This is a genomic window from Streptomyces phaeofaciens, assembly GCF_014648915.1.
Classification (GTDB): domain Bacteria; phylum Actinomycetota; class Actinomycetes; order Streptomycetales; family Streptomycetaceae; genus Streptomyces; species Streptomyces phaeofaciens.
In genome coordinates this window covers 321,875-337,767 of record NZ_BMSA01000004.1, presented here as the reverse complement: position 1 = coordinate 337,767, position 15,893 = coordinate 321,875, and the positions used below count along the sequence as shown (strand labels likewise).

The following is a 15,893-nucleotide window of genomic DNA, read 5'->3' as shown; positions in this document are numbered from 1 at the left end:
GGCGCGGTGGAGGCCGCCCGCCTCCACCGCGCCGCGCCGTCAGGGCCGCAGGGGAAGGGTCGCGCAGGTGGAGCCCGCGGGCCTGCCGTTCAGCCGGTCGGCCAGCCAGGAGATCGCGTCGCCCTGGTCGGTGAGCAGCGGCATGAAGTGGTTGATCAGCGCCCGGCCGAGACTCGGCAGGATCACCGGTTTGTAGGTGACGTCCGCGCCCTTGGCGCACCAGGCGACGGCGAGCGCCCGCGCCTGGGCGTGGGGCACGAGGTCGTCGGCGGTGCCGGTGGCCAGCCGGACCGGCGACGCGGGTGCGATCGTGCCGATGCGCTGGTCCTCCAGGAACGCCTTCAGGGCCGGCTCCGAGGCGATGACGTCGTTGAGGGACCGCCCGTCCTTGGTCCAGGACGTGCTGCGCGCCGAGTTGTAGGCGAGCAGGGCGTCGCCCACGCACATCGTGGACAGGTCCTTCAGCGCCGCGCGCCCGGTCGCGTTGAGGTGCGCGTCGGCGATCGGTTCCAGCGCGGGGTCGGACTGGAGGAAGCCGTTGACCGACCAGCCCAGCGCCCCGGCCAGGTCGCTGCCGTCGATGGCCCGGGTGACGGCGGCCAGATCGGCGGGCGGTGCCCCGGCGTAGGTCCCGGCGAGGGGGACGTCGGGGGCGTAGGAGGGCTGGAGCTCCGCGGCGGCGGCCGTCGCCCCGCCGCCCTGGCTGTAGCCGAACAGCGCCACCCGGGAGGCGGCCGTGAGCGACGTACCGTCCAGGGAGCGGGCGGCGCGTACGGCGTCGAGCACGGCGTGCGCCTCGTCGACCCGGTTGACGTAGGTGTGCAGCCGGTCCGTCGCGCCCAGTCCGGCGTAGTCGGTGACGACGACGGCGATGCCCCGGGCGAGCATGCGGTAGATCGCCAGGTCCTCGTAACCGACGGACAGGGTCTGGCCGTTGACGAGGAGCGGGTGTTCGAGGCCGAGGGAGGCGGCGCACTGGTCGCCCTGGCCCATGGTGCCCGGCGCCACCGCGATCAGCGGCCGTGCGCCGGCGCCCTTCCAGGCGGCCGTGGGTTCGAGGTAGGCGCCGGTGACGGCCACGGGCCGGCCGGTGGAGTCCGTGGACTTGTACATCAGGCGGGTCGCCCGGCCGGGGAGCGGGCCGTCGATGCCGGGCAGGCTCAGCGCGAGGGGGAGCGGTTCGCTGCGGACCAGGGCGCCGTCGGCCGCCGGGAGGGCGTCGGGCGGGTTGTAGAACGTCGGTATGGTGACGCCGCGCGAGACCACGGCGTCCGTCGGGGAAGCCGCTCCGGCGGGGGCGGCGGCGGTTCCGAGGCAGGCGGCCGCGGTGACGGCCGCGGCCAGCAGGCGGGTGGGGGTGGGCATGGCGGACCTCCGGTGAAGGGGGAGGCCGAGCCTTCGTCTACGGCTCGGGTGGGGTGCGAGCGCGACGAGACCGCGGTCGCCCACCGCTGCCCCGTACCGCTCTTAGACGAACTGTCAGGACGGTAGCGAGCAGCGGGTTACCTGCGGTAGCGGCTGGAAGGTTACGGTTCAGTAATATGCCTGCGCCGCAGCGGCCCCCGTCCGTCCCGGCGATCACTCCAAGGCAACAGGCGCCGGAAAACGGCCCATTGGCGAAAATTTCCGACAAGGCGAGATCGCGTCGTTCGCCGCCACTAGCGTGCTGCTCCTGTCGCACAGCCCCGTCGGCCACAGAAGGCAGCCCCGTCATGCACATCAACCGCACCGGCGCCGAACCAGCCGGCGACCACGGCGCACGGAACAACACCCACCTGCCGCCCCCGCCCGGCACCCACCACGCCACGTCCCAGTCGGTCACCGCCGGCGACAACGCCCGGATCACCCAGAAGAACACCCAGGTGAAGTTCTCCATCCCCGTCGTCGGCCCCCTGCTGACCATGGCCTGGGCCCATCCACTGATCGCCGGAGTCGCGGCCGTGGCGCTCGTCGGAGGCGGCGGGGCGGCGATCTCGCTGGCCCTGCCCGACTCCAGCCCCTCGCCGTCCACCGAACTGGTACGCGGCTTCGTCATGAAGACGGACAGTGAGAAGGTGCCCACGGGCTACGACTTCACCCACACCCCGCCGCAGGTGGCCGACTCCGGCACCGACGCCGTCTACGTCCAGGGCAACTCGATGTTCTCCACCAGCGGCAAGATGGCCCTGCTGGCCTCGTCCGACGCCCCCACGGCACAAGGCTGCCGTGACGCCGTCACCGAGAGCCCGCAGCGCCAGATCTTCATCAACGTCTCGTCCCTGGTGTGCTACCTGGACCGCAACGGCGACCCCGGCTACATCTCCGTCACCGCCTTCGACACGGCCTCCATCACCGTCGACACCGCCCATCTGCGCTGACGCGACCGGTCCGACGGGCCCGGAAGGCCGGTGTGGTTGACTACCCGCGTGCTGCACGAGTCGGTCCTGCGGACCATGGACCTGCCGGCGGGTGACCGGTTCGAGGCATGGGTGCAGCGCATGGGCGGCACCCACGCGCCGATGCAGCTCAGCAGCGACCACACCCCGGACTACCACGGCCATCAGCGCGTGATCGAGCTGGGTGACGTGACGGTGTGGCCCGCGACGTTCGACCCCCTGGTCTTCCGCCGCACGGCGAAACTGGTCCGCCAGTCCGACCCCGAGGTCTACCACCTCTCCCTCCTGCTGAAGGGGGAGGGGGCCGCGGACTGGGGCAAGGAGCGCGCGGCCTACCGGACGAACGAGTTCCACATCAACTCCTCGTCGCGCTGCTACGAGATCGTCACCGGCGCCGACCCGGTCACCATCGTCGGCCTCGAGATACCCCGGTCCGCGCTGGCCGTCCCCGGGCACCGATTCGACCGGGTCCTCGGGCACCGGATCTCGGCCCGTGAGGGCATGGGGGCGCTGCTCGCCCAGTTCCTCCTCCAACTGGTCGCGGACACCAGCCCGTACCACCCCACGGACGCGCCCCGGCTGGGCACGGTGGTCACGGACCTGGTCACGGCGGTCCTCGCCCACACCCTGGACAGCGACCTCCGGCTGCCGTCCGAGACCCACGGCCGCACCCTCACCCTGGAGATCAAGGCCTTCGTCCGCCGCCGTCTCGCCGACCCGGACCTGACCCCCGCCACGATCGCCGCCGCCCACCACGTCTCCCGCAGCTACCTCTACCGCCTCTTCCAGGCCGAAGGGCTCGGCGTCGCCTCGTACATCCGCGACCAGCGGCTGGAGCACGCGCGCCGCGACCTCGCCGACCCCCGGCTGCGCGCCCTGCCGGTGCACGCCGTCGCCGCCCGCTGGGGCTTCCCCCGCGCCGCCGAGTTCACCCGGGCCTTCCGCACCGCCTACGGCCACCCACCCAGCGCCGTACGCGAACAGGCCCTGGCCGGGACGTACGACGACGAGACGACCGACAACGGCGACGGCGCACACCCGACCTCCCGCCCGACGCCGGAAGTGGACGCTCCGCCAACCACCCGTGGACCGCACGCCAACGACACACCGGTGACCCCTGACGCATCCTGGTGATCCCCGTGGGCCCGAGCCCGTGGCCCTCCGGAGCGGTGCCAGGACCACCGGGGAGTCCTGGCACCCGCCCGGAGCGTGGGCGCGGGAACCCGGTGAATGATCGAGTGGTGACCGCTCCGGCGCGGGCGTACCGTCGGACGGGTGGAACGGACGGCTGGCGCGACCGCGCCCCGTCTCCTCCCGACAGCCCGCCCCCGAGCGCGCGACACGCCATGACCAGCACCCCGCAGCCGATCTCCGCAGCCGAGACCTCCGCCCGAAAGAACGGCGGAGGAGGAAACGCGATCGCTCTTCTGGTCATCGCCTCCTGCCAGCTGATGGTCGTTCTCGACATCACGATCGTGAACATCGCCCTGCCGGACATCCAGCGCTCGCTGGACTTCTCGACCACCAGCCTGTCGTGGGTCGTCAACGCCTACACGCTCACGTTCGGCGGTCTGCTCCTGCTCGGCGGCCGGGCCGGCGACATCCTCGGCAGACGCCGGGTGTTCATCGTCGGCGTGCTGCTGTTCGTGTTCGCCTCCCTGCTCGGCGGCCTCGCCCAGAGCTCCGGCCAGCTCCTCGCCGCACGCGCGCTCCAAGGCGTCGGCGGAGCCATCGCCTCCCCGACCTCCCTCGCCCTGATCAGCACGACGTTCCGCGAAGGGCCCGAACGCAACCGGGCCTTCGGGGTCTTCGCCGCGGTCTCGGCGGGCGGCGGCGCGATCGGCCTGCTCGCCGGCGGCATGCTCGTCGAGTGGCTCGACTGGCGCTGGGTGTTCTTCGTCAACGTCCCCATCGGCCTGCTCATCGCCCTCGCCACGCCCCGCTGGATCAAGGAGTCCGAACGCCACCCCGGCCGCTTCGACTTCACGGGCGCGCTCACCTCGACGCTCGGCATGGTCCTGCTGGTCTACGGCTTCATCCGGGCCGCCCAGGACGGCTGGAGCGACCCGCTGACCGTCGCCTCCTTCGTCGCCGCGGTGGTCGTCCTGACGCTGTTCGTCCTGGTGGAGCGGCGCTCCCGGCAGCCCATCACGCCGCTGCACATGTTCGCCGACCGCAACCGGGCGGGCACGTACGGCATCATGCTGTGCCTGGCGGCCGCGATCTTCGGGATGTTCTTCTTCCTGACGCTGTTCGTCCAGGACGTCCTGGACTTCAGCCCCCTGGCGGCCGGCCTGGCCTTCCTCCCGGTCAGCGCGGTGATCGCCGTGGGCGCGGGCCTGGCCTCGCGCTTCCTGCCGACGTACGGCCCGAAACCCTTCATGGTGGGCGGTGCGATCCTGGCGGCGGCGGGCCTGTCCTGGCTGACGCTGACGGACGTTCACTCCACCTACGCGGGCAGCATCCTGGGGCCGATGCTGGTCTTCAGCCTCGGCATGGGCATGGAGTTCGTGTCCCTCACGCTGATGGCGCTGTCCGACGTCCCGACCCCGGAGACCGGCGCGGCCTCGGGCCTGCTGAACGCCACCCAGCAGGTCGGCGGCTCGCTCGGCCTGTCCATCCTGGTCACGATGTTCGGCACGGCCAGCCGCAACGAGGCGGACGACCAGGTCGCCGACTTCCTGGCCCAGGCGACCCCGGCCGAACGCCTGGCCTTCCGGCGCACCGGTCAACTCCCCGCACCCTGGTCCGACGAGGTCCTCACCGCGGGTGTCTCGGCCGCCTTCGTCATGGCCGCGATCTTCACCGTCGTCGCCGCGATCATCGCGCTCGTCGTCATCCAGGTCCGCCCCTCCGACCTGGAACGCCTCAAGGGCGGTGCGGGCCCGCCGGGGTCGGTCTGAGGCGCAGGCGGTCGGGCGGGCACGCCGGGGTGGGGCGCAGCACGACGAGAGAGTCCTCCAGATTCGCGACCATCGCGAATGCGAAGCGATCGGGCTCCAGGCTGAGCCGGACGTCGTCGGGGTGGATGCCGCGGTAACCCCGGCGCACGCCGTCGGCGAGTTCCGCGGCGGCGCTCGAACCGGCCGCGCGTCGCACGTACGGCGCCGGATCCACCGCCCGTCCGGAGGTCAGCGAGGCGATGTACCGGGCGCAGGCGAGGTCCTCCTCGGCGTGTCCGCCGTCACCGGTCACGAGGTACGTGACACGCCGGGGGCGGTGCCGCAGCAGGACACGGGCGGTCGCCGCGGCCACTCCGAACCCGGCGCACAGCAGCAGCGGGGCGTCCCTGGCCGCCGCCGCCCCGGCGGTCCCGTTCGTGGTCTTCTGCACGAGGGTGCGCCCGGCGAGGTCCAGGGTGCGCACCAGGGCCGGTGAGTTGACGGTGTCGAAACCGGGGGCGGGCGGCCCGTCCTTGAGCGCGATCCAGTCGGGGTGACGGGCCTTGAGGGCGCGGGCCTGCTCCAGCGACTCCGCCAGGACGATCCGTTCGGCACCCCGGTCGAAGGCCACGGCGGCCGTGGCGAAGGCGCGCAGCACATCGACCACGACGACGGCGCACGGGCCGTCGCCCGGTTCGGCGACACCGGTGAAACGGGACTCCACCCCGGCATGATGACGCACCCCGGGCGCGCCGCGGGTCCTGCCGGGCGATCGGCCCCGCCCGTCCGTCCGCCCGTCCGCCCGTCCGCCCGTCCTCCCGCGTGCGCCGGGCCGGCGGCGGAATCGTGCGCCGACGACCTCTTGACCCCGGGCGTGGCCGGAGCTTAGCGTTCCGGCGTTTACGCGTGATTGAAACGATTCAATCGAGATCCGAGATCCCGGAGAGCACCCCTGTGCCTGAGAACGCCCTCTCGCGCCGCACCGTCCTCGCCATCGGCCTGACCGCGGGGGTCGTCGCGGCCGTCGGAGCCGGGCCCACCGCCCTGGCGTCGACGCCCGCCGCCGCGGACTGGTTCACCGACCCCACCGCGGCCCGGCGTCCGAAATTCCGCTGGTGGTGGCCGGACGGGCTGGTCGACCCCGACGAGATCGCCCGGGAGATCGACAGCATCGCGGACGCGGGTTTCGGAGGCGCCGAGATCGCCGCCGTCCACCACAGCGTCAAGGACAAGTCCGTCCTGGACACCGCGCACCACGGCTGGGGGAGCAGACCCTGGCGCGACGGCGTCGAGGCGGCCCTGCGCCGGGCCGTGCGACGCGGTCTCACCCTCGACCTCACCCTCGGCCCGAGCTGGCCCGTCGCCGTTCCCGGCGTGACGCCCGATGACGCGGCGGCCGCACAGGAACTCGCCCACGGCCGAGCCCAGCTGGCCGCGGGGGCCACCTTCGAGGGCCCGGTGCCGCCACCCGTCCACGCGCCCGCCTCCGGGGTGACCCGTCAGCGCCTCCTCGCGGTCCAGGCCGCCCGGACCGAGCCCGCGAACTCCACCCGCAAGGAGACCGGCCTGGACCCCGCCAGCGTCCGCGACCTCACGGCCACCGTCACCGACGGCACCCTGACCTGGACGGCGCCGGAGGAGGGCGACTGGGTGCTGATCTCCTACTGGCAGCGCGGCTCGGGCCAGCAGCCCGAGTCCGGCCCCCACTCCGCGCCCGCCGCCCACGTCGTCGACCACCTCAGCGCCCGGGGGACCGACGCCGTCACCGGCTTCTGGGAGCGGCAACTGCTGACGCCGTCCCTGCGCGCCCTGCTCAGGGCGGCGGGCGGCGCGTTCTTCGAGGACTCCGTGGAGCTGGAGACCGACGGCCTGACCTGGACCCCCGCCCTGCCCGAGGCCTTCGAACAGCACACCGGACGGCCCCTGCTGCCGTTCCTGCCGGCCGTGATCCTCGACAACGGCAACCAGGTGTTCGCCTTCGACGCCCAGCTGACCCGGCAGATCCGGCACGACTTCTGGGAGACGGTCTCCGGCCTCTTCAACCGTCACCACGTCCGGGCCCTGCGGGACTGGGCCCACGCCCTCGGCATGAGCCTGCGCGCCCAGCCCTACGGCCTCCAGACCGACGCCATCGCCTCGGCGGCCGTCCTCGACATCCCCGAGGGCGAGTCCCTCGGCTTCAAGAACCTCGACGACTACCGCTGCCTCGCCGGCGGCCGTGACATGGCCGGGCACACGGTGCTGTCCTGCGAGGCGGGCGCCTACAACGGGTCGGCGTACAGCACCACCTGGGACCGGTTCCTGCGGACCATGGGCGGTGCCTACGCGGCGGGCGTCAACCAGACCGTCGTCCACGGCTTCTCCTACGCCACCGTCCCGGGCGCGGCCTGGCCCGGCTTCGCCGCCTTCAGCCCCTACAACGGCGGTCCCGGCTACGGCGAGTCCTGGGGGCCGCGCCAGCCGACCTGGCGCCATGTGAACGACATCGCCGACTACCTGGGACGCGTCCACACGGTCCTCCAGTCCGGCACGGCCCGCGCGGACGTCGCCGTGTTGCGGCAGACCGGCTACACCGCCACCGGCATCGGCGCCTCGTGGTTCACCGCGACCGGCGTCCCGCTCGGCTGGACCCACCAGTTCCTCAGCGGCCCGCTGCTCGACCTCCCGAACGCCACCGTCTCCCGCGGCCGCCTCGCTCCGGACGGCCCCGCGTACAAGGCGCTGTTCGTCGAGGGCGACTTCTTCTACGGCTCCACGCCCACCCTCGCTCTGCGGGACGCCCGGCGGGTGCTGCGGCTGGCCGAGGCAGGACTGCCCGTCGTCCTGTTCGGCGCCTTCGACCAGGCACTGACCCCCGGAGTGCCCGACGAGGACGAGACCGACCGGCTGCGCGAGGTCCTCGGCCGGCTGCTCGCCCTGCCCACCGTCGTCCGCGTCACGGACAAGGCGGCCGTGGGCGACGCGCTCGCCCGCCTCGGAGTCACCGCGGACGTACGGCACGCCACCGCGTCCACCCTCCTCAACGCCCACCGTGCCACCCGGGACGCCGACCTCTACTACCTCTGCAACGGCAAGCACGCGGAGACCGTCAAGCCGGCCGTGGCAGCCATCGACCACGACGTCACCCTGCGCCGCACCCGCGGCGGCGCGACGGTCCCCTACCTGCTCGACCCCTGGACGGGCGAGGCCGCGCGGATCGCCCGGTACACCCAGGACGGCGACGACGTCACCCTCCGGGTCACACTCCAGCCCGGACAGGTGAGGATCGTGGCCCTCGGCCGCCCCGGCCTCTTCGCGGACCGCAACGGGAACCACCCCCACGCCGTCGCCACGGACGCCGCCGAAGCGCTGTTCACCGACCGGGGACTGGCGATCCGTACGACCGCACCGGGCACGTACACCACCCGCCTGTCCACGGGCCGTACCGTCACCACCGTCGTCCCGTCGGTACCCGAGCCCGTCACACCGGGCCGGTGGCTGCTGGAGGTCGAGGACTGGTCCCCCGGCTCCGGTCCGACCCTGACCGAACACGTGCGCCGTACGGTGACGCTCGACGCCCTGCTGCCGTGGTCGCGGATCCCGGACCTGGCCGACTCCGCGGGGATCGGCCGCTACCGCACCACGGTCGAGCTGCCGGCGGACTGGACCTCGTCGTACGACGCCCGACTGGAGCTGGGGCAGGTCAGCGACACCGCGCGCGTGACCGTGAACGGCACCCGCGCGGCGCCGGTCGACCGGCTGAACCCCGTGGCGGAGATCGGCGCCCTGCTACGGCCCGGCCCCAACGTGATCGAGGTCGAGGTCGCCACCCCGCTCGTCAACCGCCTCCGGGTGGCCCAGCCCGCGGTGTTCGGCGCGGTCGCCCGGCAGGACCACGGACTGATGGGGCCGGTCCGGCTGGTGCCGTATGCCCGGCGGGTGGTCGGGTCGTAGGAGGGCGTCGGGCGGCGGCCCGGCGGGGCGTGGGCGCGCGGGGGCTCTCGGCGGGTCAGCGGCTCAGCCGGTCGCGGCGAGCGGCCGGGGCCGGGCCGGGCGTGGGGCGGGGTGGGTCAGTGGCCGCCCCGCCCGCGGTCCAGGCGGTGCAGGACGGCCTCGGCCATGGCCGCCTCGCCCTTGGCGTTGGGGTGCGCGGGTGCAGCCGGGGAGGCCGGCCGAAGCGGCTCGATCCAGCGGACCTCCGGCGACTTGCACATGTCGTGGCCGACGGTCGGACCGTAGGTGTCCACGTACTCCGCGCGGCTCACCAGGGCCACCAGACGAAGCATCAGGTTGAGACGCTTTCCGGTGTCCCGCAGGTAGGGGAAGTCACCCGTCCCGAACGGCACCTGGGGCGCGCAGCCGCTGCCGTCGTCAGGCAGGAGGTCCGGATAGCCGACGACGAGGACCCGCGCGCGCGGGGCCCGGTCGTGCACCGCCCGCAGCACCTGCGCGATCTTGGGCGCGGTACGGGCGATCGTGACGGCCAGCTGGTCGACGCCGGAGGTGTTGTAGTGGCGTTGGCAGGGATTGCCGGTCGGGTCCTGGGCGTACAGCCCGGCACAGGTGCTGATGATGGAGCCGAAGCCGATGTCGTTGCCGCCGATCTGGACGGTCACGAGGTCGGTGTTCCTGCTCAGCGCGTCGAGCTGGGGGCCGGCCGTGCCCTGCGGCTTCCACATGTTCTCGGTCGTCGCCCCGCCGCAGCTGACGTCCTTGAACGCGGCCGTCCTGATCCGCCCGGACACGAGTGACGGGTAGTTGTGGTCGGAGCGGGCGCAGTTGGCGTCGACCTGCTGGGGGATGAAGGGTCCGGAGGTGTAGGAGTCCCCGAGCGCCACGTACGCGCGCGTGGCACCCGTGCCGTGCCCGCCGCCGTGCGCCGCGACGGGGGTGGCCGATGCGGCGACGAGGGCACAGCCGCCCAGGGAGGCCAGGAACGCGACCCCCTTGCGGCGGCGTCCGGCTCCGGCTCTCCTGCGTGCGTCGCGCTGCATCGCGGTCCTCCCCTTGAACCCACCACGCCCGTGACGGTGTCGTGGACAACCACCGCCCTGATGTTCGACTGGGCTTGTATACCGCCCGGTACGCGCGAGGGGCCAGAGTCGTGACGGCACGCGTTCGGGCAAGGCGCGCGCCCTTCTGATGCGGAGTGGCTCGAATACGCCCTCGGCCATGGCCGAAACAGCCGGAAGTGCCTATATTTCTTACCACCTGACCCCGACGTCCCCCCGCTGCTCCCTCGCGCACGGACAGGACAGGAAGGGCACCGGCGCATGAACTGGCGTGAGACGGCGGCCTGCCGCTCCGAGGACCCCGAACTCTTCTTCCCGATCGGCGACGAAGGTCTGTCCCAGCGGCAGATCGAGCAGGCGCGGTCCGTCTGCCGCCGATGTCCCGTGATGAGAGCCTGCGGGTCCTGGGCCGTGCGCCACGGTGAGAAGTACGGCGTGTGGGGTGCCATGACGGCCGGTGAACGCCGCAGCCTGCGGCTGGGACCCGGGGCCGCAAGCGGTTCCCGGGACTTCCGAAATCTCTCCTCCGATGCGTGAACCGTTCGAGGGCCCTCGTCCGATGAGGGGGTGACAGGCGGTTCGAGTCGGATGGGAACGGGAGAAGTCGCATGCTGAATCTGCTGCTGGGCGGTCTGGTGGTCGTGGTGGTGGCCCTGATCGTGCGGGCCATGGTCGATTGCGCCCGCACCCCGTCGGAGCGCGTGCGGTACGTACCGAAGGTGCTCTGGCTGCTGTTCATGCTCCATGCGCCGGTCCTCGGCGCCGTGGTGTGGGTGAACTTCGGCAAGCGGCCGGAGTCGGAGTGGGGCATAGCGACGTCCGGGCGGCAGGAGTCGGTGTTCGCCGGGGTTTCCTGACACCGGCCCCTTCCCCGGCACCTGCCCCGCCCCCGACTCCGGCGCGCTGCCCGCGCATCGGTCTATCCGGGGGAGTGCGTGAGCAGATGGTCGATGGCGTCCAGGACGTTCGTGACGCGGTGGTGGGGCACCGTGAGGCCCTCGGGCCAGGCCAGCCGGCCCTCGACCCAGATCGTGCGCAGCCCCGTGCGGTGGCCGCCGGCGATGTCCGTCTCCGGATTGTCGCCGGTCATCCAGTCGCCGGCGGTGAGCTGAGTGCCGCAGCGCGCCGCCGCGAGTTCGAACAGCCGCGGGTCGGGCTTGCGGACGTCGATGTCGCCGGAGGCGGCGATGCCGTCCACCAGATCGGCGAGCCCGGTGGCCCGTACCTTGGCGCGCTGGATGTCGGACGACCCGTTCGTGGCGACCCCGATGCTCCAGCCGCACTCCTTGAGCAGGCCGAGGCTGTGGAGCACGGCCGGGCGGCAGGTGACGGCCGCGGCCATGCGGTCGACGTACACCCGCCACAGGTGCTCGGCCGACTCGCCCAGGCCGAACTCCGCGCGCAGCCGCGCGAAGTCGCTCCGGTCGGCGTGGTCGGCGAGCCGGGTCAGCAGCCACGCCTCGACGTCGGGTCCGTACCGGTGGTCCCGGCACAGGCCGGCTATGGCGTCGGCGAAGGCGGCGGTGCGGTCGACCAGGGTGCCGTCCAGGTCGAAGAGGGCGAGGCGCATGATCGTGACCCTACCCAGGCGTCGGCGGGATCCGACCGGGCCCGGGGCGGTGCGGAGGGGGAAGGCGGGCCTTCTCCGGGTGCCGCACGGCCCGAATCCCGGTGTAACCGTGGGTTGTTCACTCGGACGGCTGGTTGTGGCGGCGGATTCACGGCGTGCCCGCATGCCCTGGTCATATGCGGAGCAGCATCGCCGCATGGAGAATCCCGCAAGCGACAGCCCGCTCTCCGCGAGGGGGTCAACGCCCGACCCCGCTGTCGTCTTCACGGCGGACTTCACGTCCACCCGCCAATGGGTGGCGGGGCGTTCGTGGGCGTATCCCCAGGGAGGCCCGGTCAATCCGGGCGACGACAAACTGGACTATCTGGTGGCGGACCCCGCCTACAGCCGCTCGGGAACCTTCCGGGCCACCCGTCGACGGGACGGACGGTGGAACACGGGCCTGCTCACCACGGAGGGAAGCGAGGAGGAGTTCACGGTCCGTGCGGGCGACGTGCTCGAGGCGCGGGTCCGGCTGCCCTACGAGGCCGGGGCCTGGCCGGCCATCTGGACCTGGCGGGACGGCGATCAGGAGATCGACGTCTTCGAGTACCACCCCGACAACCCCGACCTGCTGGAACTCACCAACCATGTCCGCGGCGGCAACCTCTACTACCGGGACCCGGCGATCCGGCCCGGCGCGTGGATCGACCTGCGCGTCGAGTTCGGTGTGCGGTCCGTGGTCTGGTGGGTGAACGGCGCCCGGGTGTTCGCCGACCGGCGGGGCGTCGGCCGCTCCTGGCACGCCTACCTGATCGTCAACCTCTCGGTGTGCGGCGGGCGCTACCACCCGCCACCCGCTCCCAAGACCACCGAGATGACCTACGAGGTACGCGACCTGGTGGTGCGGCGGCCGGCCACCGTCCTGGATCTGCTGGAGGACGACGACGAGGAGGGCGGCCTGGCGGTCCGCGACGGCGACTGACGGCGAACGCGACTGATGGTGAAGGCGACTGACGGCGACGACCGTTGACCGGTGTGCAGTCGGAGATCCGGACAACGCGAAGACCCCGCACCACCGAAGTGGTGCGGGGTCCGCATCCGAGCGCCGGGCAGGCCTTGCACCTGCATTTCCCCGCAGGAAGCGGAGCGTCTTTCCTTGGACCACCAACGCGTGACCGAGAACCGGAAGTTCCGGCTTCAGCTCTGACTAAAGCTTAGCGCATCGTGTCGGTGGTGAGATCCGTGCCCATGCCTCGTCCCGACATCGTGGACATGGTCAGCGGTACCCGGCCGCAGCGGGCACAATGCGATGATGTTGCCGACAGGGGTTTCACCCGCATGACCGTCAGGCGACGTCATGGCATCACGGATCCGCCTCGGCGGATCGGTCCGTGTGCCCGAAGCCGTCCACCGCGTTCGGCCACGCCGACCGACCACGAAAGCAGAGCCTTTTCTGTGTTCTCCGTCTTCGACGACACGCCGATCTACCACCGTCTGATCACCGAACGCGGCGATGTGCCCGCCCAGGTGCGCGGTGAGGCCGAACGTATCAAGCGCGACCTGGACCGTGTCATGTCCACCGGGCCCTCGCTCAACCCCGGACTTCCCGCCCAGCGGTCGTTCTTCGGCTGAGGCCCTCCGCTCACGGGCAGTCGTACGAGAACCGCCCGGTCGCCGTGTGCCGGGACGGCGACAGCACCTGCAGCTCGGCCTCCGCCGCGTGGTGACCGCGCCCCTGGAACGTCCACAGCAGGTGCACCCGCACCTCGTGGCTGCCCCGGGCGACGGTCGCGTGGAGGACGTCGGAGGTGGTGCCGTCGTTGCGCACCCAGCGGTACGAGAACTCGCCCGCACGGCCGTCGGTCCGGACGACGCCGACGACGTCCGCCGTGTCGTCGCATCCCGTGTCCTGCTCGACGGTCGTCACCGAGACGTCCCGCACCGAGAGGGCGGGCGCGGAGTGCCCCCGCCAGAACAGGAACACGAGTGCGGCGATCAGGATCAGCGCGGGCAGGGCGTGCCGCCGCAGCCGGCGGTGCCGGCGGACGGGCAGCGCCACGGGGGCCAGCGTGGTGTGCACACCGTGCGACAGGGCCGCGGTGGTGACACCCGGACCGAAACGCAGCATCGTGCCGTCCACCCGGCCGTGCGGCACCGTGGAGCCGGGAGCTTCCGGCACCGTCGCGGCCACACCACCGAGCGGCGCAGCGGAACCGGACGGGTCGAGCATCGTCGTGGCGTCGTCGGGGCGCTGGATCCAGTGGCTCTCCAGCAGGGTCGCGCTGTAGTCGTCGTCGTCCTCGACCCGGGTCTTCGCCAGGGACTCGGGGATCGTCGTGTCGCCGGGCTCGGGCCGGCGGTCGTGGGGTGTGGTCATCGGATGTCGCACCGCCGGGTCAGGAGCTGCTGGGACGCGCCGCCGTCGGCGGAGGCCGGCGTGGTGGTGGCTCGGACGGTCCAGTAGCAGCCATTGCCCTGGAAGGTGTGGTCGACCGTCAGCGTGTACTGGGTGGCGCCGCTGCGCCGGAAGGAGACGGGGGCGCCGTCCGCGGTCCCGGACTGTCCGGCGGCGTCGCCCGCGGACCAGCCGACGGTGACGGTGAGCGGGCCGGTCCCGTCCGTGGTGACCGTGATCGTCGCGGTGGCCGTGGTGACACCCGTCTGCCGGAAGCCGGACACGGTGACGTCCTTGACGGCCGGGGAGACGGGCGGCGGCGACACGCTCGGCGACGTACTGGGCGAAGCCGAAGGGCTGGGGGAACCCGTGGGAGTGCCGGGCGCGGTCGAGGTGACGGTGGGTGAGGCCGGGTCGGTGGTGGTGGCCGACGGTGACGCCGGGTCCGTGGACGCCGAGGCACTGGGGGAGGGCGAGCCCGACGCGGCGGACGGCGACGGCGACGGCGAGGCCGAGGGGAGGGCGCTCGCCTCCGACACCGGTGAGGAGCTGGTCGTCGCGACGGCCTGCGTGGGCTGCCCGGAGGCCGCACCGGCGCCCTGGCCGATGCCCTGGCCCAGGAGCAGCGCCACGAGCACGGCGGCCGTCGCCACCGCCACACCCGGCCAGGTGGGCCGCCACGGGTGCAGACGGCCCGCGCCCGGATCGCGACGGAGCACGGTGCGGGCCGTGTCGGTGGTCGTCCCGGACGCCGTCCCGGGCGCCGAGGGGATCAGGAAGAGCAGCAGCGCGACGAGCGCCGCCAGCCGGCCCCGGCCGCGCTCCTCCCAGGCCTCCCCGTACTCCGCCACGGCGGCCCGCTCCAGGTCGGCCACGAAGGCCGCCGCGTCCACGGGCCGCTCCGCCGCCGTCTTCGCCAGTCCCCGGCGCACCAGTGCCCGCACGGGCTCGGGCACCTGCTCGTCCGGGACGGTCCCCTCCACGTGCTGGAGCGCCAGCTGCGCCAGGTTCTCCCCCGAGTACGGTTTACGGCCGGTCAGGCACTCGAAGAAGGTGGCGGTCGCCGCGTACACGTCCCCGGCGGGCGAGGCCGGCGCGCCCGTCCACTGCTCCGGCGCCATGTAGGCCGGGGTGCCCGCCACCCCGGCACGGATACCGGAGTCCACGGCGATGCCGAAGTCGACGAGCTTGGACACGCCCTCCGGGGTGACCAGGACGTTGTCCGGTTTGTAGTCGCGGTGGACCACACCGGCCCGGTGCGCGTCGGCCAGGCCGAGCAGCGAGCCCTTGAGCACGACCAGGGCGGACTCCGGCGACAGGGGACTCTGCCGGGTGAGCAGGGTCCGCAGGGAGACGCCGTCCACCAGCTCCATCACGATGGCGGCGCCCTCCGGAGCCTCCACGTACTCGTAGAAACCGGCCACGTACGGGCTCTCCAGCCCGCCGAGCAGCTCCGCCTCGGCGCGGAAGCCGTGCACGAAGCCCGGCCGGGTGCGCAGGGACTCGCTGAGGTACTTCACCGCCACCGGCAGGCCGGTGGGCTCGTGCACGGCGAGAACCACCCGTCCACTGGCTCCGGAACCGAGTTCGAGCGACTCGGCGTATCCGGGTACGGCCCAGGTGCTCATCGCCCCTCCCCTCTGCCGTCCTGCCGTTGTGCGGCCGTGGCTCCGGGAAGTCCGGGCCACGGCAGCTGAG

The 15,893-nt window shown here is 72.8% G+C and carries 14 protein-coding genes; 8 read left to right on the top strand and 6 right to left on the bottom strand.

The genetic code is table 11. The annotated features are described in order from the left end of the window. Positions 1–39: 39 nt before the first annotated feature. Positions 40–1,365 carry an alpha/beta fold hydrolase gene (locus IE275_RS11185; protein ID WP_189710362.1) on the bottom strand — a complete coding sequence of 442 codons (1,326 nt, stop codon included), beginning with the start codon at positions 1,363–1,365 and terminating at the stop codon, positions 40–42. A gap of 347 nt (positions 1,366–1,712) precedes the next feature. On the opposite strand from IE275_RS11185, the gene IE275_RS11180 reads away from it, so the two are divergent. From IE275_RS11180 to IE275_RS11170, 3 genes are all read left to right on the top strand, one after another. After that, positions 1,713–2,357 carry a hypothetical protein gene (locus IE275_RS11180; RefSeq protein ID WP_189710360.1) on the top strand — a complete coding sequence of 215 codons (645 nt, stop codon included), beginning with the start codon at positions 1,713–1,715 and terminating at the stop codon, positions 2,355–2,357. A 48-nt stretch (positions 2,358–2,405) separates the two neighbouring features. Further along, positions 2,406–3,509, top strand: a complete 1,104-nt coding sequence (locus IE275_RS11175) for a helix-turn-helix transcriptional regulator (protein ID WP_189710358.1) — start codon at positions 2,406–2,408, stop codon at positions 3,507–3,509. A 212-nt stretch (positions 3,510–3,721) separates the two neighbouring features. Next, complete coding sequence (locus IE275_RS11170; RefSeq protein ID WP_189710357.1) at positions 3,722–5,278, top strand: MFS transporter; 1,557 nt, start codon at positions 3,722–3,724, stop codon at positions 5,276–5,278. Here IE275_RS11170 and IE275_RS11165 read toward each other — a convergent pair. Beyond that, positions 5,244–5,981: a 2-phosphosulfolactate phosphatase gene (locus tag IE275_RS11165; protein WP_189710355.1), complete on the bottom strand. Its 738-nt coding sequence runs from the start codon at positions 5,979–5,981 to the stop codon at positions 5,244–5,246. The genes IE275_RS11170 and IE275_RS11165 overlap by 35 nt on opposite strands. A gap of 230 nt (positions 5,982–6,211) precedes the next feature. On the opposite strand from IE275_RS11165, the gene IE275_RS11160 reads away from it, so the two are divergent. Beyond that, positions 6,212–9,190: a glycosyl hydrolase gene (locus tag IE275_RS11160; protein WP_189710353.1), complete on the top strand. Its 2,979-nt coding sequence runs from the start codon at positions 6,212–6,214 to the stop codon at positions 9,188–9,190. 116 nt (positions 9,191–9,306) lie between these two features. Here the strand turns inward: IE275_RS11160 and IE275_RS11155 are convergent, their stop codons facing one another. Then, the gene (locus tag IE275_RS11155) at positions 9,307–10,230 is read right to left on the bottom strand and encodes an SGNH/GDSL hydrolase family protein (protein WP_189710350.1); all 924 of its coding nucleotides are present in this window, start codon (positions 10,228–10,230) and stop codon (positions 9,307–9,309) included. A 279-nt stretch (positions 10,231–10,509) separates the two neighbouring features. Here IE275_RS11155 and IE275_RS11150 point away from each other — a divergent pair, with 279 nt between their 5' ends. After that, positions 10,510–10,785 (top strand): WhiB family transcriptional regulator, encoded by a 276-nt coding sequence (locus IE275_RS11150; RefSeq protein WP_189710348.1) that lies wholly within the window; start codon positions 10,510–10,512, stop codon positions 10,783–10,785. Positions 10,786–10,856: 71 nt separating this feature from the next. Next, on the top strand, positions 10,857–11,105 hold the full coding sequence (locus IE275_RS11145) for a PLDc N-terminal domain-containing protein (protein ID WP_189710346.1): 249 nt from the start codon (positions 10,857–10,859) through the stop codon (positions 11,103–11,105). Between the two features lie 62 nt (positions 11,106–11,167). Here the strand turns inward: IE275_RS11145 and IE275_RS11140 are convergent, their stop codons facing one another. Further along, positions 11,168–11,818: an HAD family hydrolase gene (locus tag IE275_RS11140; protein ID WP_189710344.1), complete on the bottom strand. Its 651-nt coding sequence runs from the start codon at positions 11,816–11,818 to the stop codon at positions 11,168–11,170. A 196-nt stretch (positions 11,819–12,014) separates the two neighbouring features. Here IE275_RS11140 and IE275_RS11135 point away from each other — a divergent pair, with 196 nt between their 5' ends. Then, a complete protein-coding gene (locus tag IE275_RS11135) occupies positions 12,015–12,782 on the top strand; it encodes a LamG domain-containing protein (RefSeq protein WP_189710342.1) in 768 nt (255 codons plus the stop codon). A 473-nt stretch (positions 12,783–13,255) separates the two neighbouring features. Next, positions 13,256–13,432: a hypothetical protein gene (locus IE275_RS11130; RefSeq protein ID WP_189710340.1), complete on the top strand. Its 177-nt coding sequence runs from the start codon at positions 13,256–13,258 to the stop codon at positions 13,430–13,432. A 10-nt stretch (positions 13,433–13,442) separates the two neighbouring features. On the opposite strand, the gene IE275_RS11125 is transcribed toward IE275_RS11130, so the two are convergent. After that, positions 13,443–14,177, bottom strand: a complete 735-nt coding sequence (locus IE275_RS11125; RefSeq protein WP_189710338.1) for a hypothetical protein — start codon at positions 14,175–14,177, stop codon at positions 13,443–13,445. Then, on the bottom strand, positions 14,174–15,823 hold the full coding sequence (locus tag IE275_RS11120) for a serine/threonine-protein kinase (RefSeq protein WP_189710336.1): 1,650 nt from the start codon (positions 15,821–15,823) through the stop codon (positions 14,174–14,176). The genes IE275_RS11125 and IE275_RS11120 overlap by 4 nt, the downstream gene beginning before the upstream one ends. Positions 15,824–15,893: the final 70 nt, after the last annotated feature.